We start from the raw sequence: 24,321 nt of genomic DNA, 5'->3' as shown, positions 1-24,321 counted from the left end.
ATAAATTTTAAAAAGAATAAGATTTAATGATTATTTAATAATTATTTAGCAGCATTATTTTCGATTTGATAATAATATGATAATTGTCGAAAAATAGACAACGGTTAACAACTAGCTATAAGCTACTTATTGATAGTCCTTAGAGCCTTTTTTATAATATATTTGGTATCTTTTGATGAGCTATTTTCTCCCCATTCTTTACAAACATTAAGAACCCAATCAGGTCTTGTCTTACTTGCATCATTTAACCAGTTACCAACAGCATCCTTTACATATTTTGATGTATCAGATTTCAACGCTTCCAAAATACCAATTGCTTTTTCGGGAGTTTCTTTGAGTTCATCTATTTTTTTTGTCCAAACTCCTATTGGTCTAATCGTTTCTACAGCATAACGTCTTACATTCTCATTAGTATCTTTTGTCCAGTTAGATAATATCATAATAGATTGATCTAAATCTTGAATTATATAATCCTTTGTTGCAAAAATCGCAACTTCTCTAACCCCAAAATGTGGATCTGCAGCAAATGGTTTATTAGTGTGAAGTCTTTCTGTGATTGACATGTCTAATCCACTATAATACTGAGTAGCCCAACATCTACATACATCAGAAGGATGATTAGACAAATAATCAATGACTTTATTATCATTGGTTAATTGAGCAAAAGTTGCGCCTATAACTTTGGTATTGCTATTGGCACTTGGCTTTTTTTGATTAGACACGGCTTCATAAAAACTATCATACCAATTAGATTTGTTTAAATCATCTAGTATATATTTTAGTAATTTTAATTGATCTACAGCTAACCATTCCATAAGGTTAGCTGTTTCAATTAGACCTTTATTTAAATATTCTAATACTTCCGAATCTAAATCTTTAGCACTTCTTGGACCTTTTCGATTTATTATGTGCTCCGGAATCTTTTTATTTGTTTGCATAATAGGTTTTAAATCTGATAACATAATACATTCTTTTAAATATATGATTATTCTTCGAATTGGTTAAAAACATCCATATGAAACATTTGCATTGATTCCGGTTTTATAATTTCAAAAATTTCTAATGCCTTTGGATTTTTCATAATATCTTCTCCAGCTAGCTTAGCCGATTTAATATCTGTCCAATACAGTAGATCAATAAACTTACCGTCGATATTACTTGCGGTTGTTCTATCTATAAATCCATCATATAATTTAACAATATCATTTAAAGAGGTTATAGCCTTCTCAGCTTGTTCTACAGAGTACCCTGGTACTACTTCGAATAATACGATTTCAATTGAATAAGGTTTGTCTTTCATAAGGTTGTGGTTTTGACTAAATGTAGTTGCGCAGCATAAAAACATACTAAGCATAATTGTGTGGATTAAGTGATACATATTCTAATTTTCACCAAAACTACAAGTGGAGTGTGACAACCTTATGTCAGTAGTATTTTTAATGTTCCATATATTTTTTAAAATACTCTTCTAACGTAAAAAATTTTGGAGGGAATAACTCTGAAGTTTCTATTAAATTGATAATTCGATCTGTCCTAAACTCCCTATAATCTTTACGTAATCTACAATAGGCTATTAACACCCATATAGTATTTGTAAAATATACACCTAAAGGTTCAATCGATCGTTTGGTGTATTCTGTAGAAGCAGCTGTATATTCTATTTCTAGTACTCTCAAATCTGTAATAGCTTTTTGGATTGTTGATAAATAAGTGCTAGCTGGAGATTTTTTATAAGGAGGACTAACAATTCTTTTTTCTAAAAGTTCTAACTTTTCTTTTTGTGTTGTATTAAGAATCGCTTTAACTTTTTCTATAGCAGTATTATAGTCAGAAATAAGTGATTCATCATTATTGGTGTGGATAATTTTAGCAGCAGTTATTAATGCATTCGCTTCCTTTTCTGAAAACATAATTGGGGGAAGAGAATACCCATCTACCAAAAAATAACCTGTACCTGCCTCGGCTCCTATAGGAACACCAGCATCAGATAATGCAAGCATATCTCTATAAATAGTACGAATGCTTACATCAAATTTCTCTGCTAAATCTGAAGCTTGAACTATTTTTTTAGATTGTAACTTAACTAAAATAGCTGTTAACCGATGTAATCGTTTCATTTCTACTAATTATTCATAAATTTCATCATCGTCTTCCTCTTCAGAGGAATCCTCAATTTCACTAAGATCGGTCGTAGTATTCATGATATAAGCTACTTCTGCATCAGCTGCCTCTTCAATCTCTTCAGGAGTTAATGCTACCGCTTTTACCCTATTATCACGTATCATACCACCAGTCATTATAAGGCTAGTTCCAATTATTACAAACAATAAAATTCCTGGTTCAAAACCTGGGATCATGGCCTCTGCTGGTATTGCATAAAATAATAATACTGTAATTAACCCTCTAGGAGCTATAAATAATTGAGGAGAAATATCTTTTCCTACAAATAATCGTAACAATACATATCGAATCAAATAAATCGAAATGATAATTAGAATACTTATCAATGCTACTTTTAAATTTAATAAAGAAGATAAGGTAATTGTAATACCAAAAATCACAAAAAACAATGTTCGTACTACAAATGCAGTTTCCGCAGTAATTACATGTAATTCATGGTAAATTGTTTTTGCCTTTTCAAAATCCAATAAACCTTCTAGTTTCCACTGAAAAAACAATTTCATATTAGCGATTACTAGACCAAAAATCAAAATGATAATCAAAGACGATAAATGCATTTTTTTTCCAACTCCATATAACAATAATAAAACAGCTATTAATAGAAATAGTTTTACTTGGCTTTTTATCTTTTGAAAAATTAAAATAATACCATAACTGGCAATTAGTGATATAATAATTGTAATGATTAAGTTAAATGCAAATCCCGAAACTCCAGCATCTTCTGCGGGATTAAGTTTTCCTGTAAGGAAATAAAACATCATAATTCCTAAAATATCAGAGAATGTACTTTCATACACATGAAATTCTTTTTTTGCTTCTGACAACCCGGCTACACTTGGAATAATTATAGCACTTGACAGAATAGATAATGGAGTAGCATATAACAAAGCAGATTGCCACGTCATTCCATCAATCAGTGCCTTTAAAATTACCGCAGCAATATATGCAGATGCAACAAGCCCTATTAAAGCAATCCCAAGAGATTTTAAGATAGGAACTAATTTTTCTTTTTTCAATTTTAATTCTAGCGCAGCCTCTAATACAATCATTATCAGCCCAACAATTCCAAGAATCTCTAGCATCGGGAAAAAATCAAAAGATCCCGCTCCAAATGCTTTAATCGCATACTGAATAATAATACCCAATATAATCAACATTAATACAGCTGGAATATTAGTTTTCTTTGCTATTCCATTAAAAATAAAAGATAAAATAAGGACTAAAGAAACTTCGATTATTAAATTATACGAGGAGAATATTTCCATTGGTTAGTTGTGGTTGTTTAATATTGCAAGGGAAAAGATAGTAAATTATTTTAAGGTATGAACAACCTCTTAATCGCAATCATTCGTTAATACTTATTTAACGAAATACTGTAGTTAAAAAGTGTATTTTAGAAACTTAAAATGAACAAAAAACTGTTTTTATGTCTAATCAAGGTTTGATAATCGAAGAACGAAGTAGAGATATTGGTGATTTTCTTGTAGGGAGATTTATTCCTTTTCGAAAAAAAAGAATGGTAGGTCCCTTCATTTTTATTGATCATATGGGTCCAACCATCATTAAAAAAGGAAAATATATGGATGTAGATCAACACCCACATATCGGATTATCTACTTTAACTTATTTATTAGATGGTGAAATTATGCATCAGGATAGTATCGGCACTAATCAACGTATTTCTCCAGGTTCTGTGAACTGGATGGTTGCCGGAAAAGGAGTTACACATACCGAACGTACTCCTAAGGACATGAGAGACGGTACAGAATTTATAACACACGGATATCAAATTTGGGTAGCACTACCAAAACATTTGGAAAATATAGAACCCGAATTTCATCATTTAGATAAAACTGAAATCCCTTCTTGGAATGATGGAACAACTGAATTTAAGTTAGTTGCCGGAAAAGGATATGGTAGAATATCATCGTTGCCTGTGCATTCCGAACTTTTTATGGTAGAAGTAAAAAGTAAAGAACGATATGAATTACAAATCAAAGGAGAGCTAAAAGGAGAAATAGGCATCTGTATCGTAGATGGCGAAATACAAGCCTGTGAAAACAATATTTCTAAAAGAAATATGCTAGTTTCTAAAATAGAAGATACATGTACCATAATTTTAGAGCCAAACACACATCTATTACTTTTTGGAGGGCAACCATTCCCTGAAGAACGTCATATTTATTGGAATTTTGTTTCCTCTAGCACAACTAAACTAGAAGAAGCCAAAGAAAAATGGAGAAACAAACAATTTCCGAAAGTATCTCACGATAACAGTTATGTAATGATGCCCGAATAGTTTTAACCTGATGCTAATTCTCTTCTAATATCGTGCAATGTTTTTGTCGTGTTTACTAACTCCAATACTACTTCTTTTCGGAACTCATCTAAATCCTCGTAATCATAGTACTTTGCCCATTTATGATCTTCTAAAAGAGTTTTTATCTGTTTAATTAATTTACGAGTAGCATCAACTGGACGTATCACAGCAATCTGATCATAAGCAGGATTGTCCTTATGCTTATAACTAACAGTTTTGGTTTCGAAATCTACAGCAATATAATATGCATCTACATCTTGATCTAGATTTTCTCTAAAATCAGTCCAATCTGCATACCCTAAACGAAGATCATCAATCTCTACAGGAATTTCTGAGACCAATCTCCAGTTACACTTAGCAGCTCTACCCCAATGATTAGATAGGCGATATACTCCATTAGTTGTATAGTAATAGGTGCTACCAGATTCACTTCGATAGTGGGGTTTTCTCCTAGAAATTTCTCTTAGACGTACTCCCTTAAATACGCAATAAGTATTCTTAAAGAAATTATTTCGAGTAAACTTCTTTGTTGTAATAATTCGTTCTTCCAATGACAACTTTTTTTTCCGGGAACAAATAACTTGTTTTTTTAGGAGAAAAAGAAAACAAGTTTTTAACAGAATTATATTATTCTTTGATATCCGTTATTTCTATTTCTACTCTTCTATTATATTGCGGATATGTACCTAACGGAAATTTACCTTCGAAACCTACGTAAGATAATCGTTCTTTATCAATACCATTAGAAATTAAAAAATCATATACCTTTTTTGCTCTTCGTGTAGACAAATTATCTTCGGGTCTATATAATGTAGAGTCAGCCATCTGCTGAGGTTTTAACTGATTTATATGGCCTTGAAGTTGTATGTATAATTTCTTTTTTTCCTTTAATTCGTCCACCAATTTATGCAATACAAAATCCGTTCTTGGTAAGAATACAGTTTTACCACCTTGAAATAAAACATTGTCTAAAATAATTCTATCACCCTTCTCGTGATAATCATCAATAATCTGATTCTTATCATTGAAATAAACAATAATATCAACCCTTCTGTTTTTCGTTCTTTGTTCTGAAATAGAAAAATTACTCTCATCATTAATTGGTAATTCTCCTTTGCCTACAGGGGAAAATAGTACGGTCTGCTTATTTGCTTTAATCTTAATTTGTTCAGAAACAAATTCCGATCTTTTTTGAGATAACATAAGATTATTAGCTTCTTCTCCTACATCGTCGCAATAACCAAAAACTTTTATTTTACCAACGTTTTTTAATTTCGAAATTGAATCAATATATCTAGTAAGTCTTGAGAAATCACTAAGTCGTAAGTTCGCCTTATTGGTTTTAAAATAAGTAGAAAATTTAATTTCCTTTTGAGCAATAATAGAAGAACAACAAAAAATGAATGAAAATATAATTAGCCAATTTTTCATAATTATTTCATAAAATTAACATTACTTAAACACAATAACTGGCCAATTATTGTGGTAATATTTACAAAATAATTCTAATCCAAATAATGAATTAGATGAATCATTTCTTACTTCCTAAAACTAAAAACATACAATATCCAAGAAGGTTTCCAAAGAATATTCCAATGTAATGAGGGACTACAAACAATGCTTCGTAAAAAACACCTGCTCGTCTACCCCACTTTCTGGTACAAGCTCTTCCAATATAAGACATTCGCCACCAATGAATTGTTTTACGACCATTACGACCATCTCGATATACTTCTTTACCGGTAGTATATACACAACGTAAATGTCCTCTTAACGAACATTGATCAACAGTAGCAAATTCACCCATTGAATAATCATTATTTTGAAGATTTTTTTTCATAATGAAACTATTAGTACTAAAATGAATGTAAACAGTTCTTTATAATCAGAATACTTAAAATTTCAATTCTAGCTGGAAGCAAAATACTCTAACTCTATAGAGAACATTGAATTGGTAGAAGAATTTCTCCTTTCCTTACTCAAATATTGAATAATTTCTTCACTTTTTATACGATCTATATTTTTCTGACTATATAATTCAGGAAAAATAGCCATTAAACTATTCTGAATATGAGCTATCAACTTTATAAGATCATTACAATATACAGATGTATTATTAAAACCATTTTCTTTTTTATATCTATGAACCAACCTACCTCCCTGACAGACTTCTTTTATTGGACAACTAAGACATTGACCACACAACTTTGTTGTACTTTCTTCAAAATACAACTTCCCTAAAGGAGATTTTTTAATATCAGAAAAATCATTGTGCAATACATTAATTCCTGATTTTGTAAAACCATGTCCACAAGCTTTTAAAGAATCTATCGCTTCTATTTCTCCATTTGTTTCGATGACCAAAACGGCAGATTCATTATTTGTTTGTTCGGTAACACCTAACAACCTATTTACTAACCCTATAAAAATAGGAATCTTATATCGTTCAGAATCCTGTATCCAAATATCAAATAGTTTAATTAACCAATCAGCCATTTCCGTTTTATTTTTATCAAAGGGAAAATTATCATGTGTATAATCTGGAATTAAGAAATTTACAGAATTTACATTCATTTTCTTGAAACTTTTATACATAGTACCTGCATCTTCTTTGATATTTATTACACAAACTGTATCAGCATATCCTATTTGCTCTTTTAATAACTTAACTCCTCTACACACTTGATCATAACTACCATTTCCACGATGATCTACTCTAAACATATCGTGTGCTTCTTTTGTGCCATCTACACTCATACTAGGATAAATATTTAATTCTCTAAACAATGCACACCAATCTTTGTCTATTAAAACTCCATTGGTTTGTATGTCATACTTAAAAATTACATTAGGGAGTATTTTTTTGATATCATTAGCTTTAGCTACAAAAGTTCTGTAAAACTCCTTATCTATTAATAAAGGTTCACCACCATGGAAAATAAAAGAGAACTCCTTTTTATTATATTTCTGAATATATCGTCTGGTTTTTTCTAAAATGGAATCAATCATTTCATACGACATAAATTTTGGTTGCCCCTTATATGTAGTATCACCAAGATTATACATAAAACAATAGGAACAATTAAGATTACATCTGCTAGCTACTTTGAGTATTAAGGCATCGAATTGCATGAATAAGGAATTAAAAAGTTAAGAATATTAAACATACTAAGCGAAGTTTGGAGAATAAAAATTGTACAAGTTTACTCCACTCCGCTTAGTATTTTATAGGTTGATTAAACAACCTATTTATCAATATATGTTTGGATATAATACCAAATCATTTACCTGTGTTGAACTGGATTTCCCACAGCAACAAGAACACATCGCTGTAATGTTTCTGACCAAACCTGGCCTTCTGCACATCTTCTACCACCACTAGTTGGGTAATATATAATATCTGGCACATCCACAGTTCCTCCTAAAATAGCCTCCATATTTTTAAGCTCTTTTGTAGAAAATTTGTCTAAGCCTTTGGGTAATAAGAATACCTTTTTCATTATTTGTATGTTTAGATTTTGCCTACTCTTTATGATTTTCGGCGACCTCAAAAAAAGTGTATTTATCAAGCGCGCGTTTTGATTTTACATACTTATATAAAAAGGGGGATTATTTTGTTACCCTCCTTTCTTGAAAAAGTTTATATGTTGATGGATATCAATAGATATATTTTGAAAAATAAAAGAATAGGTTGTTTTTAAACTGAAGAGAAATATTACCTGACATTTATCGGTCAATAACCCAAAAAAAGCAAACAATACAATTGCTAAACCGCCCTGTTGAAAGAATATCTTTAAAAATTCGTTAATAGGAAGACCAAATATTTTTAAGCACCAATTATGAGATGTGTAATCTTTAAGCTTCGCCTAGATATACCCAATACCCGTTTTCTTTAATAAATGCAGAGTTTTCGTGAATACATTCTATCTTATTTTTTTCAAAGTAAAAAGCCTTAAACTCCACAGTTCCTTTCATATCATATTCTGATCCATCTGTAGTATTTAAAACCTCTAACTTAACCCAATTAACAGATTTAGCCCAGGCAACAATAGATTTCTTTTCTTTTAAAGGACGTGTAGTACTGTGATGACTTTTCATTAAGTAATCACCATTAGCTAAAACAAAAGCACTGTAGCGAGATCTCATTAAATCTTCGGCAGTTGTAGCTTTTAGTATGTCTTTATGAACCGTACCACAACAATTATTATAGGACTTGTCTTTACCACAATAACATTTATTCATTTTCAGAGCCTTTTTCTTTAGATTGATTAGCTTTTCGAACTATCGCTTTTAATCGTTCTGCCCTTTGTTCTTTTTCTTTTTTAAGCTTATTCTTTTTGCGATTCATAAGCTTTGAATGTTTTGCTTTATTTAATGTATTTTTCTCTCTACCTTTTTTTGCCATCTCTAAAAACTTAAATGATTTTACACTTAGAATATAGGACTTACTATTTCCATTTATTCAAAACACTCTCAATTTTTGACTGAACATCTGATCTAATTTCTGTCTTTCTTTTTCCTTTACCAAATTGTTCGTCATAATTAGTCTCTGTATGCCGTATATGTGCTTGTACGGCCAAGTCAATCATTTGTGGGTCAAATTCTTTGGCGTCTGCAGTACGTCCTACCCTTCCACTATGTTTCTTGCAAGCATGTGATGCTATCTTAAACTCTCGCTTTTGAGGACAATTAGGATATTTATTTCTTATTGCATTTGCAAAATTTAAGATATACACTTTATCTTTCTGTTCTCTTATAATAGCTGCCTTTTTATTTTTAAGCTCTCTAGCTTCTCTATCATTTTCGCACTCTAACCGTGCTTTTTCAATTGCTATTTCTTCTACAAACTGCCCTTTACGCTCGTAACGCTTTCTACGTTGATTCCATTTTAAAACGACTCCACAAAGTTTTGAGTGTTTTTTAGACCTTCTAGTCATCGCAGCATTTCCTGCCGGTAATAAGGAGTATCCCAAAAATGGTGAACAAGCAAAACAAGTACCTTTATGATCTTCGGTTTCTGCAACAAACGATTTACCAAAAGGAATTTTTTTACCACAACAAACACAACGTTGTTTTTCTTTTCTAGTTAGAAATATATTTTGAGAAACTGTCGCCAATATAATTTTACTTTTAAGCTACGAAAATAATATTTTATTCTATTTACATCATTAATTAACAATAACGTTTAAATAGTTCTTTTTAATAATTTACAAGTAATAAATGGGGAAATTTCAAATTTTTCCGTTTTAATGTTTGTTTTGTTACGGTTTTTCCGTAGTTTAGTGGTGCCTTAAATCTTAAAATCATAATGCTTATGCAAAAAACTACCCTAGAGAAGCGGTTTAATTCGCAAAATTTAGCAGAGAAATATCGTAACATTTGGAACAAAGGGATACACCTTTTTTCTATAAACGATGCTAATAGAGACTTTTACTACAGTATATTCTACATAGACTTTTTATTCGCGGAAATAATTTATAATAAATTAAACGGTGAAATTATTGCAATAAAAAGTTTTACAGACAAATCTAAGTTAATGTATTATCTCAGAGAAGATTTTAACTAGAACAGCACCTTATTATTATTTGAGTATATAAGTACAATGCGTCTTAAATTAGTTTCTAAATTGAAACATTTTACCCCACTTATCGTGAACAAATTTGAATTTTTTGCCCTAAATAATTCACCAAATTTCTCGGTACTTATATGCTCGATAATTATTGTTTTATAAATTCAGCTATCAAAATTATTATATAAATCCAAAAATTATATAATACTGTATAACTAATCCCATACCTAATACTTTTGGGAAGATTACCTTTACAAACTGGAGATTTTTTAAAAACCAAACGTAATGCCCTAAAGAAAATCCAATAAAGCATCGCTAAAAATGTAATTAAAACACTCCATAGCACTCCTCCAAACAACCATAAAAATACTCCTATTAAAATAGTTATTAGAATCCATAATAATATACTTAATACAGCACCTTCGCATCCATCACCAACATCTGGTATATCAGCATCTATATTAAAAAAATCAGATACACCTTCCCTATCATAATCCAATCGATCCGTCATTTTGCCTAAATTATCTTTTAGTTTTACACCATAATATAGACCGATTGTAATAAAGAGAAAAAATATCACAGATAGTATCGTAGTGGATAGGATAGAATTTTCGATAATAGTTCTTTCCTTTTCTAATCCAAATTGCCAAACCTGAAATATTGTGATAAATATGACCAATAACGTAATATAAAATACGCCTTTAGTAGTTATATAATTTAATCTGGATTTCTTTTTCGTACTCATTTATAAATTTATCCTAAATGCTTGTTGTAACTTATTAGCTTGTTTAGACGGTATTCCTGCTTCATTAGCATAGTAACTCCAATTAGCTACAACATCTAATACTTGTTGTATTTCTGTTTTGCTATTTTTATAGCTTATTTTACTCCCTACAGTTAATAAATCGCTGATAGTAAAATCGTTTCTCTTTCCATTAATTGACATTTGGTGCATGCTAGTCCATATCCCTGTTGGATTGTAAGAATATGTAATATCATATGCAGGAGCTAATTTCCACACTCCTTGTTCATCCATTAGAAATGAAATATTTTTAGTATGATCATCTTGATTTCTTGCAATAACATTTAACAACATTCTTTTATATAACTGAATAGCATCTCGATGCGGTAATCTAAGCTGTCGCATAATATCAAATGCATTCTCATAAGAATATGCTCCTGGAGATTTATAATCAAAATGTGCTAAAGAACATAATGTTTGCATATGTAACTTCTTATTATTAGGTAAACGATCAAATCGCTTGGTCATAAAATGTGCTCTATTATATTCTTGAAACAATTGAGAATGTTCCATTTCAATTCCACAATCTAATGCCATTAAATAATATGCATATTCTATTTTCCCATAACCTTGTGGATCTCCTAAAGACACATCATTTACTCCATCGAATTTAAACAGATAATGCTCAAAACCCTCAGGAACATCCGTTTGACCGGATTTAATTTCACCTGTTTTAGAATTATATGCTATAATTGCCTTTGCTCTTTGTCCACCAGCAGAAGTACCTACTTTTATTAATTCATTTAAATGTTCAGTTTCATCAATATTAAGTTCTATTTGTTCTCTAGAATCTAGAACTTTCTGAGCGAGTATAACTAATTTATCTATTACTACATTACTTGCTACTTTATTCCCTAAATTTCTCGCAGGTTGAAACTCTAAGGCTCCCATACCTCGGGATCCTATATAGCATAGACGATCTAAAGGTGTAAACTGTGCTTTTGGTATATTATTAAGTAACAACCATTGGTCTATCAATCTATTTCCAAAATCATCAGGCAATACATCTGATAACATTCCTGGAAGTCCTTTGTAAGTATCTTCGTTAAGACGAGGAAAACTATATATTCTTTTCTCTGATGTGCCTAAAGGCATATGTATAGGAGAAACCTCCCAATTATTATTTAAAAATTCAGAGAAATACTCAAAAGATGCGTACTTCTTATCAGTATCCCAACTTAAAGCTCCTAATTCTTTTCCCCAGAGTGTTATTTTTATTACATCTACCATGATGATTTGTTTGGTTTATCTTTTGAATTTCCAGAAGCTCTTTCTCTTTCTTTTCCTTTTAATTTCAATAATTCAACAGGACTAATACCAGGATCCGGCAAAAAAGAACTTAAAGCATCAAGTTCTCCAAAAGCTCGCAATATTTGAATAAATGTAAGTAAGGTTGTCGCTTTACCAGACTCGAAATTTTTTATTGTTTGCACATGTACTCCTGCTCTTTTAGAAAGCTCTTCTTGTGTTATATTAAGATTAAGCCTTCTCTTTTTTACGCGTTGCGTAAGCTCTAACAAAACATCATTATCCGAAAATCTACTTAAATCCATAATCTATAAATTAAGGTATACAAAATTATACTTTATAAGTAATAATATCTCCAAAGTATAGATAAATATACTTTAAAAAAAACACATACAAATATAATAAAGTATATTTAAATATACACAATCACATTAAAAAGCATATAAAGTATATTTTTATATACTTTAAAACTATCTAATTTATTTATAAGAAAATACAGTTAAAAACCCCTTTTAGCACACTATATATATTCATAATTTTACTAAGAATATAGTTACCCTTCAATCGTCTTATTGCCTCATAAAATATCTGAGGTATGAAAAATTATATCCAATTACGCACAATTAGTATATTATTATTGCTTTTAATCCTTTGTCAGAGTTGTATATCAACACGAGTTGTCAGCGAATATGATAATGATTCTATAATAAAACATCATAAAACATCTTGGAGTTATGCTTGGGGTTTAGTAACTCCTAAAGATATCAACCCAGAATGTGAATCTAAAAAAATGAATGCTGTTACTAGCAAAACCAATCTTGGGTATATTTTAATTTCAGCAATTACTCTTGGTATAGTAGTCCCACAAACAATAGAATGGGAATGCGCACCTGTAGAAACTCCTATCGAAGATTTATAACTATCTAAAAACTTCAAAAATGGCATTACCAAAAGGCATAGAAATACTACCAATAACTTCTTGGGAAAACAGACATCAAAATTTTACTCAAAAATTAACTAAAAATGCTTCTTTTAAAATAAGAAATAACCATTCCTTATCTAAAAGTTCTGAGAAATATAAGGCTACTACTAAAAACATCCAATGGTTAATAGGACATGCTATTAAAAATAAAATCCGATTGCGAGCAATGGGTAGCGGTTGGTCTTTTTCTAAAGTAGCCGTTTCTGAAGGAGGTATTATTGATACTAAATCACTTAGGCTTTCCTTTTCTATCTCTAAATCATATGTAACAAAAGATTATTTAAACGATGGAGGTACCCTAGAAAACTTATTTTTTTCGCAATGTGGAATGTCAATTTTACAACTAAATACCAAACTCGAAAAAGAAAAAAGACCAAGCAGATCCATTAAAGCATCCGGTGCTAGTAATGGTCAAACCATCGCAGGAGCATTATCTACAGGAACACACGGTGCTGCTTATAACGTTGGTGCATTACAAGATTTTGTAGTTGGATTACACTTAATAGTAGGCAAGGATAGGCATGTTTGGTTAGAGCGAGCGTCTACTCCTATTATGTCTGATAAGTTTGTTAATTGGTTAGGAGCAGAAAGAATTCAGGATGATATTATGTTTAATGCTGCAATCGTAAGTTTTGGAAGTTTTGGTTTCATTCATGGTGTATTAATAGAAACAGAACCCAAATTTTTATTAGAAGAACATCGTATTGATAAAGTAGCATATAATGATGCTTTTAAAAATACAATGACTACACAAAACTTTTCTGGTATTAAAGATTTAATGCCTTTTCCTGAAGTTTCTCCAGATCGAGAATTATACCATTTTGAAATACTTATAAATCCATATGATTTTAAACCTAATAATATCGACAAAGGTGTTTTTATTTAGGTTGCATACAAGAGAAAATACCGTGACGATTACATACGAAGAGAAAGAGATCAAAATGGATTAACATATGGAGATGATTTATTAGGTTTAATACAAACTATGATGGACAGTCTAGGTACTTTATCTGTAAAATTAGTACCAAGCTTAGTTAATCTATTATTTCCTTTAGCTTATAAAGAAACTCCTGCTTTAGAAGGCGCTATTGGATAAACATATAACAATACTAAATTTAGAGGAAAAGTAGCAAGTGCGGCCCTCGGAATCGATATTAAAGATAGCGTACAAGTAGTACAAGAAATAATGGATATTATTGATAATGGCAATCCTTTTCCTGGAGGAATTTCTTTGCGATATGTAAAAGGCACAAAAGCATTATTAGGTTTTACAAAATTCGCTAAAACATGTGTTTTAGAATTAGATGGTGTTGACTCTAAAGTAACCAGAGAGTTTTATGACAAAATATGGAATAGATTAGAAGCAAAAAACATTGCATATACACTACATTGGGGTAAAATAAATTTCAATCTTAACTATAATAGGATACAAAAAATGTATGGCGCTGCTATTGTCCAGCATTGGATAGATTCACGTAACGAGCTTCTTGATAATAATACGCGAGAAGTATTTACCAATAAGTTTTTGGAACAATGTGGATTGAATAAAAAATCTGGGATAATTGTTTAATCATAAATACGATAATCACTCTGCCTATTTAGATTTATAAAACATATTAAGAATCAATCCAGTAATTACCATTATAGTACCTAAAACGCTAAGCAAAGGATATTGGTCTCCGAATAAGAAAATACCAGCTATCATGGTAAATATTACCTCCATGTATTTTAAAGAAACTACCTTATTAGTAACTTGTGATTGAAAGGCTTTTGTCATAAATAGTTGGCCAAAATAGCCGAAGACCCCTAAGCTTAATAATAGTACCCACTCCATACCTTGCGGAGTTTTCTCCCAATTAAAAATAGATAAAATTCCACCTAAAACAGTAGCAATCCACATAAAATAGTTCACAATAACTACGGGATGGTCTCCTAACCCTATTTTATTAATTAAAACATATACAAACCCACTAAATAATGCAGAAAAAACAATTAATAATAATCCTAAAGAATTAATCTCTGCATCAAATCCTTTAATAATTAAAACACCTGTAAACGCTAACAAAAAAAATAACCACTGGATATTTTTAACTTTTTCTCTTAGAAATATAACTGCTAATATAGTGGCAAAAATAGGAGAAAGATACCGTAGAGATACTGCAGAACCTATTTTAAGATATTCTACCGACATAAAAAACAACCCCATAGAGGTTACACCTGCTAAACCACGAAGTACTAGTAACTTCTTTTGATTTCCTAGAATTGATATTTTATGGTGAATTAAAAATGGCATAGTGAAAAACAAAGTTCCGATTGATCTAAAAAAAACTAACTGATATGCACTAAAACCAACTAAATATTTAACCAGTAAATTCATCACCGTAAAAGAAACGGTGCTCAGTAACATAAAATAAATTGCTTTTTTCAAATACTCTTTGTTTTAAACCAAATATGGAACATTATTAATCTTACAAAGATAGAGTATGTACCAATATTATTTAATCATTAACGAGTATGTTATTATTAAAAAACAATGGTTAAAATAATAATTCACTTATTTTTTGGCTTCTTTTTTGCTTATATCAAAATATAAAAAGTAAAGAAATTAAAGAGCTATTACTTCTGTAACTAATGAAACATAAAGAATGTTTTAAAATATTTTCACTATTTTAACAGCCTATTTAGTCCCCTAACCTACTATGAAAAAAGTCCTCTATATACTTCTATTACTGATATCCAATGGTATATATAGTCAAGTGTACACCATCAAAGATTCTGTACAAAAATTCCCTATATCGTATGCTACAATTTCATTTGGCAATGGTAATGGATTGTTTGCTGACGAAGGTGGAATCTTTAAATTTTCAAAAAAAAGATATAGCGACATCGATTCATTATATATATCGGCACTTGGATATAAAGAAAAAGGTCTTAGCACAAATAATATCCCAAAGAGTATTTTATTAACACCTGATATTGCCGAACTTCAAGAAGTAGTTTTAAAAGCAGAAAATTTAGGTAAATACAAGACAAAGAAAAAAGGTTCTAAAATACATGATGATTACTTTAGATGTTGGCTACCTACTGTAGAATCAGAAATAGCTGTCTTTTTCCCTAGGCATTATATAAAATCAACTAAAATTGCTTCTGTTTTTTTACCTGTGATGATGGAAAGCTCCAAAAGATCTTCTAGTAGAAAACAATCTTTTTCTACTTTGTTTAAAATGCAATTCTATGAAAGCACAAATGGTATTCCAGGAAAGAGATTGGCTGGTGATGACATCATTTTTAGAATAACAAATAAAGACAAAACAAATTTCGAACTTGATATTTCTGAACACAAAATATTTGTTCCTAAAAATGGTATATTTATTTCTGTTCAAGTATTAGGTTATACAGATAAGCAAGGAAAACTACAGCATACCAAAAAATACCACGAAGTAGAAACACGTAAAGGAATCGTAAAAGTCTCTACTACATTTAGACCACTGCTTCCTTTTACCGACAAAATAGACAACAATATTACGTTTACAAGAAGAATCTTTTTCAAAAACAGAACCTGGCAACGCTTCGACAAAGAATACAGCGAAAATAATACATTAATCCAAAAAGGTTTTATGAATTATGGTATGGGAATAAAAATGCATGTTTATGAAAAATAATATCTTCTAATCAAGAAAAGAACGTTTCTTATTATACTGAACTGCTACCTCTAGAGAATTTTGCTGGACAGTTTTATTATCTGTATAATTAACAGCATCTTCTATGTTTAAAAAATTATGTTGACTACCTAAATTATCTGTAAACCCAGATCTTTTAAGAAAATCCCGAACAGGACCAATTGTACCAGTGATTAATAATTGCACTCCTAAATCTTCTAAATACCTATGAACATCCTCTAAAATATGTAAACCCGTACTATCAATATCATTGATATTGGTACTATCTAAAATCAAAAACTCTGGTAACACCTCTCTTTTATCTATCTGATTTAATATAGCGTCCTTAAAGTAACTAGTATTAGCAAAATATAATTGATCATCAAATCGAATAATCAGATATCTAGATGACCTCGTAGCATCCGGAAATCTTTTGATATTACGATAATAGTTCGTGTTCGGAATATTTACCAATTCTGCAACATGTGGTCTCGAGCTATAATATTGTAAAAAAATGTACGATAATATGACTCCAATAAAAATCCCTTTTTCTACACCAAAAACTAATGTCCCAATAAATGTTATGAACATTACGATAAACTCCCTTCGTCTTAATGCGAGAAGATATCTTGCCTCACTGATATTGATCAATCCAAAAACTGAAACTAATATAATAGCCGCTAAAACAGCATTTGGAATATAATAAAAGAACGAAGTCAAGAACAATAAAGATATAATCACCATAATAACAGTGATGATAGATGAAATTGTAGTCTTTCCTCCCGCCTCATCATTAATAGCCGATCTACTATAGCTTCCTGAAGAAGGGATTGCCTGAAAAAATGCACCAACAACTTTTGCTAGACCTAAAGCCAATAATTCTTGATTAGGCCGAACTATATGATCTCTATTTTTAATCTCTAAGGATTTAGCTATACCTATACTACCAACATAACCAATAAAAGTAACTGTTAACACGGAAGGAATTAATGCAATCATAGAATCATAACTCATATCAGGAATACTAAAAGATGGTAAACCTTTTGGAACATCTTCTATTACTGAAAGACCTAATTTTTTTAAATCAAAAATAATTGTAATTACCGTTGTTATTATTAAAACAAAAAGTGCCCCCGGAAATGATTTTTTAATTTTTTTAAGAATAAGCATAACTACTATTGATCCCAAACACATACTTAATGTGATTACATGAATCGAAGAAATGTTTTTTATAGCATACCATATTGATTCATGTGGGTAATCAAAATTCGGAATTTCAATTCCTAATGATTCACTAAGTTGAGAAACGATAATAATAATAGCTGCAGCAGAAATAAAGCCCGAAATTACAGGTTGTGAGATCAAATTAACCAAAAATCCCATCCTTAGCAGACTAAGTACAATCTGCAATATCCCTATTAATAAACCAGAAAAAATCACCAAATTAGTAAACTCTTCAGTAAAAGGAGTTGCAAGCTGACTTACTCCACTCATTACTAAAATTGCCGTTACTGCTACAGGACCAATACTTAATTGTCTTGATGTTCCAAAAAAAGCATATATAACCAAAGGAATTAAACAAGCGTACAGCCCATATATCGGTGGTGTACCCATAAGTAAGGCATAAGCTATTGCTTGAGGAATAAGCACCACTCCTACAGTTATACCGGCAATAGCGTCAGAAGCAAAAGTTATTTTGCCATAGCCCTTTAAAGCCTCTAAAATGGGAATTATTTTATTCAAAGAATTATTGCTAGTTGATTTTTTATTAGTACTGGTAAATCTACGACAGTTTAATAATTTATACCAATTGATTTTGAAAAAGCGCTTGTATTTTTTGGTTTTACCTATTTTTGGGATGAAACATACTTAAATGAACGAAACACTACTTCTTATTCTTTTAGCAATAGTTGGTTTTATAGCAGGAGTCATAAATACTATAGCTGGAGGAGGATCTTTGTTAACATTACCGATGCTTATCTTTATGGGATTGCCACCAGCAATAGCAAATGGCACAAACCGAATCGGGATTTTTATTCAGAGTATTACATCGGTTGCTGGATTTAAAAGCAAAGGTATAAAACCATCAATTTTTAGTGTATACTTAGGCCTATCTGCATTGATAGGGTCGCTAATCGGAGCAAAAATAGCAATCAACATAAAAGGTGAAACCTTTAATAAGATACTCGCAATTGTAATGTTAATTGTGGTTCTTTTTATGGTTTTTAAACCTAAAATTAATTTGAAAGATTTTACAGAACGAATACAAGGAAAGTATCGTGTGTTTTCTATCATTACCTTTTTTATAATTGGAATATACGGTGGTTTCATACAGGCAGGAGTTGGCATTTTTATTCTTTTGGCATTAAGTACCATTAATAAAATGAGCCTAGTTTCTTCAAATGCTGTAAAAGCTTTAGTGGTTTTTATATACACCATTGGTGCATTGATTATTTTTGCATACAATAATCAAATCAACTATTTATATGGATTTGTGTTAGCTTTTGGTAATGCCAGTGGTGGTTGGATCGCCAGTAGATGGTCTGTAAAAAAAGGAGATGGAATTGTTAAAATATTTTTGGTAATAATGGTAATAGCTATGGCTATTAAGCTATGGATAGATAGTTAATCTTACATTAAAATATTTCCTGTTTTATCACCATTTTATACCTTGTTAAGGAAACTAAAATCACATATAATGAAAACATATACCCTTGGCATTTTTGCTCTTAGCATATTTTTAATCAGTTGTAAATCAAATGTAAAAGAAGAAAAAACTGCAAATACCGATGAAGCTAATGCAAAAGAAGAATCTATAAAAAAACCAATTTCTGACTTAAAAATTATCCCAATCTCACATGCAACAGCAGTATTAGAATATAAAGACAATATTATATATATAGATCCCACTGGAGGGATAAAAGCGTTTGAAAATCAAAAAACACCCAGTATAATTCTGATTACGGATATTCATGGAGATCATATGAATATCGAAACACTTAATAGTTTGGACATCTCAAAATCAAAAATTGTTGTTCCACAAGCGGTTGCTGAAAAACTACCTGCTAATTATACCAAACAATTAGTAATCATAAACAATGGAGAAGTAAAGGAAGTAAATGGAATCTCCATTGAAGCAATACCTATGTATAATTTAAGAGAAGAAGCGCTAAAATTTCATAATAAAGGTCGTGGGAACGGATATGTTATTACATTGGGTGAAGAGCGATTATATTTCTCAGGAGATACAGAAGATATTCCTGAAATGAGAGCACTAAAAGATATAGATAAAGCATTTGTTTGCATGAACCTACCCTACACTATGACCGTAGAGAGTGCTGCTGATGCTGTATTAGAATTCAAACCAAAAGAAATATACCCTTATCACTATAGAGGTACAGATGGATTTAGTGATGTAGTTAAGTTTAAAGAAATTGTAACTAAGGGTAATTCAGAAATAGCAGTAGTACAATTAAACTGGTATTCTAAATAAAAAAAGTGCTGAAAAAACAAAAAGCATTTACAGAAATTAACTGTAAATGCTTTTTGTTTTTTATTTAGCTAGATACTTATCAAATCTTTTTTACACGAACTGCATTCAATCCTTTCATTCCCATCTCCAATTCGAATTGTACTTTATCTCCTTCTTTAACTTCTTGCATTAAGCCATTTACATGAACAAAAAACTTTTCTTGTGATTCTTGTTCTGTAATAAAACCGTATCCCTTAGAGTCATTAAAAAATGCTACTCTACCTTTTTTAATAGGATCTTCTTCAACATGTTCTTTTTTAGGAATACCGATTTCAATATTTTCGGCTTTTATCTTTTTCTTTTTTGATGGATCTGGAGGGGTATCCGTAAGATGTCCATTTTCATCAACATATGCAATCATGCTATCAAAACCACTTCCTTTTTTAGAATTAGCTCTACGCTCTTCTTTCTTTTTTTGCTTCTCCTCGCGTTTTTTCTGTTTCTTTTTTTCCTTTTCAATTTTGCTAAAAGTCTGCTGCGATTTTGCCATGTATTATAAATATGAATTTATTTGTTAAGTAATGAATAGTCATCGAAATACTAAACAAACAATTGGAAAATCACAATATCACTTTATTGACTTACCGAATAATTGACCCAGCGGTTACAACGACTAATTACATTGAATATGTAATTATTTACTGCAAAGATAAATTATACTTTTTAATTTCTTAGTAATTAAGTACTAATTTAATCCACAAGTTATCATATAAATACGTGAGGAATACTATCTTTCACTAAAACGTAACATCTCATAAGGGGATAACATTCGCGAAGTAAACGCCCTACATCTTCTTAATGCAGTCCGAGTCTGTGGACTTCTTTCTAATATTATTGGTCTACTTCCAAACAATCTTATTGCTGGTATAGCACTGGCATAACAGATAAAATACATATACGCATTACATAAAGCTTCTAGACTTCCGGGGTTTCTAGAAACTCTAGTGTTAGAAAGTGTTTCTCTATCGGATTCAGAAAAAAATCGATAATTAATCTTACCAGCATGTGTCATTACATGACCAATTTCATGAATCAATGTTGGAATAATTCCAATATTTTGATATCGCCATAACGCTCCGTATGTAATTATTATGCCTTCACTTTCATCAAAAAACGAAGTATTTGCATCATCATATCCAGGATTTAGACCACCTGTATATCGCTCTGATCTACCTCTACCCGCAGAATCAGCAAATATAATCCCTGCTGGTTTACGATCTTTTAACCATCTTAAATGTCCGGAAGGTATTAAATCTAATGTTCTTTCTAACAATAATACTTCCGAACGTATTACCTGATATATATTAATTGAAACATTCTCATTAGATCTATAATAATGTATATCAATTAAATTCTCATTCTCTACCTCTTGATAAAAACCTCTTATACGATCATGTTGCCATGAATCTAAAGGATTTGGTGCAAAATAATTAGGCTCACTGTTCCTTCTTCTTCCTGAGCCATAACCACCGATAATAATATCTTGATGGTACGACTGTCCAATCATATGAATTGCCATAGTAATAATTATTTTAATTAGTTAAATTGATTAGTATTTAGTGAAAAACAAAACGTAAAAGTTAACCTGAAAAAGATAAAAGTTTTCCAAAGCAATTATTCAATCATTACATTTGATGCTTTAATTAAAAAATAAATATCCATTCAATAATGCTAACAGACAATAACAAAGATCAAAGACATTTTATGATCTATAAACCTTATGGGTATTTAAGTCAGTTTATAAACAATGGACAAAAACAAAACTCCAAAAAATTGTTAGGAGATCTCTTTGATTTCCCAAAAGGTACGATGGCAATTGGGAGATTAGATGAAAAATCAGAAGGTTTATTACTATTAACCACAGATGGTAAAACAAGTAACTATATATGTAGTAGAAAAATAGAAAAAGAATATTACGCTCAAGTGGATGGTGATATTACGGATGATGCAATATATAAATTAATGAATGGAGTAGAAATTGGTTTTGATGGCAAAAAATATATGACCAATCCCTGTAAAGCTTTTAAGATTAAAGGAGTTCCTGATTTTCCGGAAAGATCAAAAAAAATAAGAGATGATAGACATGGACCAACTACTTGGGTTTCTATCACATTAACAGAAGGTAAATTTAGACAGGTACGAAAAATGACTTCGGCTGTAGGCTTTCCTACTTTACGATTAATACGAGTGAGAATTGGAAATATTCTACTAAAAAACATGGAGCCAGGAGAAGTAATAGAGCTGCAAACAGTAATACAGTAAGTAGTTTACGGTTACGTTTTAATAGATTTGTCATTAAAAAACTATCTTTAAAACACGTATCACCTAAACATCTACATTAGTCCACAATTTCCCCATTAAAAACCCACAAAATAATTTAAGAAAACCTAGTAAACTACATCTTTGAGGTATATAACAATAAATCATTCTTAAATTATGAAAAGCAAATTAAAATTATCAATCTTATCTACAGCGATTTTTACTGTACTGACCTTTATCTCTTGTGAAAAAGAAGAAATTCAATCAGAAAGCATAGTATTAGAAGACCTTGAAACTACTTCTGAAATCAATGGCAAAGCAACTGCGATATCTCCTGTTAGCCGTTATTATTCTGGAGGATCAAATACGGTACACACGTATAGAGTTTTAAACCTTGGTGTTGGAATTGGAACTTATGAAGGCAGACCATTTAAACTAGGTACCTATGATTATAATCAATCGGCACCATCCGGAACTAAACAGGTCTTTTTTCTATTAGCTCCTGGAAATAAAGATTTCGTTATGACCACGAGTGGATCAGAACAATTTAGTTTATTAAGGAAAGGGTGGAAAGATTATAGTGTTAGAAACCTATACGGAAACATTAAGAAAGCTTCATACATTCATAGCAGCGCAGGAAGCGGAAGAGTAAAACTTTATAGATTTTATGGATCTTCAAATACAGATCATTTATATACTACAAACTACAATGAAGGTGTTAGTGCTGGATATTCATATGAAGGTGTAATAGGATATGTACATCGCTAAATAAACCACTTTGATCATATATACAAAAGGGGTATCTAATTATAGATACCCCTTTATAACACCAAATAATTTTACGAAATTATTTTATTTTTTTGATGATATATCGAATCTATATATAAAATCCAATCCCAAAAATAAAGCACTATCGAATTCACTATTTAGTCTTATTCTTTCATCGTTATTAAGTGTAAATGTTAACAACTGAACACCTGATGTATCATCTGATGCATAAACACCATAATCTGTAGTATCTAAACCAAACTTGGCTCTTATTAATAAAGAATCGTCAAATAATTCATAGGAACCGTAAAAACCAACTCTTACAGATTCTTCTTGCGCATAAAACTCAACATCTTGATCTACTAAATTATATGATTTAACAGAGGTTCTTAGATCCAAACCTAAACTAAAATGATTGTATAATTTATAGTTTACTTCTAAACGAATTGGAAGAACAGCATCCATATGAAACTTTTTATTTGCTGACCTATAAAAGAAACCTAAAAGAGGTGTTATAATTGTTCCAAAATTCTCTGAGGAAGAGTATAGTCCAAATTTTCCTCTTACGTTATCATTATACTGAAAATCCAAAAGTGCAATTCCACCAATTTGAAAATCCCTAGAACCTATATTTTCGAAATTAGAAGCCAATTTAGGAAGCACTACATAGGTACCAGACCATTTTTCTGAATGGTTAATTTTTACTCCAGCATTTAGTCGAGTCATTATGAGATTTTGATTGGATAATACACTTGAAAAATCTAAACTCGTATGCTCTACGGTTAACCCTGCTAACAAAATTAAATCATCACTTATAATTTTAGGGTATATAACTTCAAAATTGACATTTGTTACATCAGTATCAAAGGTCTTTCCTTTATCTTCAAAATTGGCTCTAGAAACATTTAATCGAACAATATCTGTATAATCCTGTCCATTTGTAAAAAAACAACATATAATAAAGAAGGAAAATAAAACCCATTTTTTCATAAAGAATATTT

The 24,321-nt window shown here is 30.6% G+C and carries 29 protein-coding genes; 9 read left to right on the top strand and 20 right to left on the bottom strand.

Features of this window, described 5'->3' with window-relative positions; genetic code table 11:
- Positions 1 to 122: 122 nt before the first annotated feature.
- The 4 genes from H526_RS0101755 to H526_RS0101740 all read right to left on the bottom strand — a co-directional run bounded on the left by H526_RS0101755 (position 123) and on the right by H526_RS0101740 (position 3,446).
- Positions 123 to 938, bottom strand: a complete 816-nt coding sequence (locus H526_RS0101755) for a DNA alkylation repair protein (protein ID WP_081415539.1) — start codon at positions 936 to 938, stop codon at positions 123 to 125.
- Positions 939 to 985: 47 nt separating this feature from the next.
- Positions 986 to 1,300, bottom strand: coding sequence for a hypothetical protein (locus H526_RS28050; protein ID WP_035084087.1), 315 nt, complete (start codon positions 1,298 to 1,300; stop codon positions 986 to 988).
- A gap of 136 nt (positions 1,301 to 1,436) precedes the next feature.
- Complete coding sequence (locus H526_RS0101745) at positions 1,437 to 2,117, bottom strand: helix-turn-helix transcriptional regulator (RefSeq protein WP_027391395.1); 681 nt, start codon at positions 2,115 to 2,117, stop codon at positions 1,437 to 1,439.
- A gap of 9 nt (positions 2,118 to 2,126) precedes the next feature.
- Positions 2,127 to 3,446 carry a cation:proton antiporter domain-containing protein gene (locus H526_RS0101740; protein ID WP_027391394.1) on the bottom strand — a complete coding sequence of 440 codons (1,320 nt, stop codon included), beginning with the start codon at positions 3,444 to 3,446 and terminating at the stop codon, positions 2,127 to 2,129.
- Positions 3,447 to 3,607: 161 nt separating this feature from the next.
- On the opposite strand from H526_RS0101740, the gene H526_RS0101735 reads away from it, so the two are divergent.
- Positions 3,608 to 4,480 (top strand): pirin family protein, encoded by an 873-nt coding sequence (locus H526_RS0101735; RefSeq protein ID WP_027391393.1) that lies wholly within the window; start codon positions 3,608 to 3,610, stop codon positions 4,478 to 4,480.
- A 2-nt stretch (positions 4,481 to 4,482) separates the two neighbouring features.
- On the opposite strand, the gene H526_RS0101730 is transcribed toward H526_RS0101735, so the two are convergent.
- The 11 genes from H526_RS0101730 to H526_RS0101675 form a co-directional block, all read right to left on the bottom strand.
- Positions 4,483 to 5,052 (bottom strand): hypothetical protein, encoded by a 570-nt coding sequence (locus tag H526_RS0101730; protein WP_051335923.1) that lies wholly within the window; start codon positions 5,050 to 5,052, stop codon positions 4,483 to 4,485.
- 76 nt (positions 5,053 to 5,128) lie between these two features.
- On the bottom strand, positions 5,129 to 5,932 hold the full coding sequence (locus tag H526_RS0101725) for an OmpA family protein (protein ID WP_027391391.1): 804 nt from the start codon (positions 5,930 to 5,932) through the stop codon (positions 5,129 to 5,131).
- A 100-nt stretch (positions 5,933 to 6,032) separates the two neighbouring features.
- The gene (locus tag H526_RS0101720; RefSeq protein ID WP_027391390.1) at positions 6,033 to 6,341 is read right to left on the bottom strand and encodes a hypothetical protein; all 309 of its coding nucleotides are present in this window, start codon (positions 6,339 to 6,341) and stop codon (positions 6,033 to 6,035) included.
- A 68-nt stretch (positions 6,342 to 6,409) separates the two neighbouring features.
- Positions 6,410 to 7,633, bottom strand: coding sequence for a radical SAM protein (locus H526_RS0101715; RefSeq protein ID WP_081415524.1), 1,224 nt, complete (start codon positions 7,631 to 7,633; stop codon positions 6,410 to 6,412).
- Between the two features lie 152 nt (positions 7,634 to 7,785).
- A complete protein-coding gene (locus H526_RS0101710; RefSeq protein WP_027391388.1) occupies positions 7,786 to 8,001 on the bottom strand; it encodes a hypothetical protein in 216 nt (71 codons plus the stop codon).
- A gap of 355 nt (positions 8,002 to 8,356) precedes the next feature.
- Positions 8,357 to 8,743, bottom strand: a complete 387-nt coding sequence (locus H526_RS0101705; protein ID WP_027391387.1) for a YchJ family protein — start codon at positions 8,741 to 8,743, stop codon at positions 8,357 to 8,359.
- On the bottom strand, positions 8,736 to 8,906 hold the full coding sequence (locus H526_RS32150; protein WP_162897346.1) for a hypothetical protein: 171 nt from the start codon (positions 8,904 to 8,906) through the stop codon (positions 8,736 to 8,738). The genes H526_RS0101705 and H526_RS32150 overlap by 8 nt, the downstream gene beginning before the upstream one ends.
- A gap of 43 nt (positions 8,907 to 8,949) precedes the next feature.
- Positions 8,950 to 9,618, bottom strand: a complete 669-nt coding sequence (locus tag H526_RS0101695; protein WP_035084083.1) for a DUF2293 domain-containing protein — start codon at positions 9,616 to 9,618, stop codon at positions 8,950 to 8,952.
- 600 nt (positions 9,619 to 10,218) lie between these two features.
- A complete protein-coding gene (locus tag H526_RS0101685) occupies positions 10,219 to 10,815 on the bottom strand; it encodes a hypothetical protein (RefSeq protein ID WP_027391384.1) in 597 nt (198 codons plus the stop codon).
- The gene (locus H526_RS0101680) at positions 10,816 to 12,102 is read right to left on the bottom strand and encodes a type II toxin-antitoxin system HipA family toxin (RefSeq protein ID WP_027391383.1); all 1,287 of its coding nucleotides are present in this window, start codon (positions 12,100 to 12,102) and stop codon (positions 10,816 to 10,818) included.
- Positions 12,096 to 12,425 (bottom strand): helix-turn-helix transcriptional regulator, encoded by a 330-nt coding sequence (locus tag H526_RS0101675; protein WP_027391382.1) that lies wholly within the window; start codon positions 12,423 to 12,425, stop codon positions 12,096 to 12,098. The genes H526_RS0101680 and H526_RS0101675 overlap by 7 nt, the downstream gene beginning before the upstream one ends.
- A 290-nt stretch (positions 12,426 to 12,715) precedes the next feature.
- Here H526_RS0101675 and H526_RS0101670 point away from each other — a divergent pair, with 290 nt between their 5' ends.
- From H526_RS0101670 to H526_RS32190, 3 genes are all read left to right on the top strand, one after another.
- Entirely contained in the window at positions 12,716 to 13,039 is a 324-nt protein-coding gene (locus tag H526_RS0101670) for a hypothetical protein (RefSeq protein ID WP_027391381.1), read from the top strand.
- Positions 13,040 to 13,058: 19 nt separating this feature from the next.
- Positions 13,059 to 13,988: an FAD-binding oxidoreductase gene (locus H526_RS32195; RefSeq protein ID WP_211237817.1), complete on the top strand. Its 930-nt coding sequence runs from the start codon at positions 13,059 to 13,061 to the stop codon at positions 13,986 to 13,988.
- A 300-nt stretch (positions 13,989 to 14,288) separates the two neighbouring features.
- Entirely contained in the window at positions 14,289 to 14,672 is a 384-nt protein-coding gene (locus H526_RS32190; RefSeq protein WP_211237816.1) for a hypothetical protein, read from the top strand.
- 24 nt (positions 14,673 to 14,696) lie between these two features.
- Here the strand turns inward: H526_RS32190 and H526_RS0101660 are convergent, their stop codons facing one another.
- On the bottom strand, positions 14,697 to 15,530 hold the full coding sequence (locus H526_RS0101660) for a DMT family transporter (RefSeq protein ID WP_281171927.1): 834 nt from the start codon (positions 15,528 to 15,530) through the stop codon (positions 14,697 to 14,699).
- A 271-nt stretch (positions 15,531 to 15,801) separates the two neighbouring features.
- On the opposite strand from H526_RS0101660, the gene H526_RS0101655 reads away from it, so the two are divergent.
- On the top strand, positions 15,802 to 16,764 hold the full coding sequence (locus tag H526_RS0101655; protein ID WP_027391379.1) for a hypothetical protein: 963 nt from the start codon (positions 15,802 to 15,804) through the stop codon (positions 16,762 to 16,764).
- Positions 16,765 to 16,770: 6 nt separating this feature from the next.
- Here the strand turns inward: H526_RS0101655 and H526_RS28040 are convergent, their stop codons facing one another.
- A complete protein-coding gene (locus tag H526_RS28040; RefSeq protein ID WP_035084077.1) occupies positions 16,771 to 18,504 on the bottom strand; it encodes a SulP family inorganic anion transporter in 1,734 nt (577 codons plus the stop codon).
- 130 nt (positions 18,505 to 18,634) lie between these two features.
- On the opposite strand from H526_RS28040, the gene H526_RS0101645 reads away from it, so the two are divergent.
- Both H526_RS0101645 and H526_RS0101640 read left to right on the top strand, forming a co-directional pair.
- Entirely contained in the window at positions 18,635 to 19,390 is a 756-nt protein-coding gene (locus tag H526_RS0101645) for a sulfite exporter TauE/SafE family protein (RefSeq protein ID WP_027391378.1), read from the top strand.
- 69 nt (positions 19,391 to 19,459) lie between these two features.
- Positions 19,460 to 20,254: an MBL fold metallo-hydrolase gene (locus H526_RS0101640; protein WP_027391377.1), complete on the top strand. Its 795-nt coding sequence runs from the start codon at positions 19,460 to 19,462 to the stop codon at positions 20,252 to 20,254.
- A 79-nt stretch (positions 20,255 to 20,333) separates the two neighbouring features.
- Here H526_RS0101640 and H526_RS0101635 read toward each other — a convergent pair whose 3' ends face one another.
- Both H526_RS0101635 and H526_RS0101630 read right to left on the bottom strand, forming a co-directional pair.
- Complete coding sequence (locus H526_RS0101635; RefSeq protein ID WP_027391376.1) at positions 20,334 to 20,783, bottom strand: cold-shock protein; 450 nt, start codon at positions 20,781 to 20,783, stop codon at positions 20,334 to 20,336.
- A gap of 237 nt (positions 20,784 to 21,020) precedes the next feature.
- Complete coding sequence (locus tag H526_RS0101630; RefSeq protein ID WP_027391375.1) at positions 21,021 to 21,812, bottom strand: hypothetical protein; 792 nt, start codon at positions 21,810 to 21,812, stop codon at positions 21,021 to 21,023.
- Between the two features lie 149 nt (positions 21,813 to 21,961).
- Between H526_RS0101630 and H526_RS0101625 the strand changes: the two genes are divergently transcribed.
- Both H526_RS0101625 and H526_RS0101620 read left to right on the top strand, forming a co-directional pair.
- Positions 21,962 to 22,555 (top strand): pseudouridine synthase, encoded by a 594-nt coding sequence (locus H526_RS0101625; protein WP_027391374.1) that lies wholly within the window; start codon positions 21,962 to 21,964, stop codon positions 22,553 to 22,555.
- A gap of 174 nt (positions 22,556 to 22,729) precedes the next feature.
- Positions 22,730 to 23,320 (top strand): hypothetical protein, encoded by a 591-nt coding sequence (locus H526_RS0101620; RefSeq protein WP_027391373.1) that lies wholly within the window; start codon positions 22,730 to 22,732, stop codon positions 23,318 to 23,320.
- Positions 23,321 to 23,404: 84 nt separating this feature from the next.
- Here the strand turns inward: H526_RS0101620 and H526_RS0101615 are convergent, their stop codons facing one another.
- Positions 23,405 to 24,310, bottom strand: a complete 906-nt coding sequence (locus tag H526_RS0101615; RefSeq protein ID WP_027391372.1) for a DUF6268 family outer membrane beta-barrel protein — start codon at positions 24,308 to 24,310, stop codon at positions 23,405 to 23,407.
- Positions 24,311 to 24,321 lie beyond the last annotated feature (11 nt).

Origin of the sequence: Aquimarina latercula DSM 2041 (assembly GCF_000430645.1) — a bacterium.
In the GTDB taxonomy this organism is placed as follows: Bacteria; Bacteroidota; Bacteroidia; order Flavobacteriales; family Flavobacteriaceae; genus Aquimarina; species Aquimarina latercula.
Note: the sequence above shows the minus strand (reverse complement) of the source record. Positions and strands in the feature narration are given on the sequence as shown.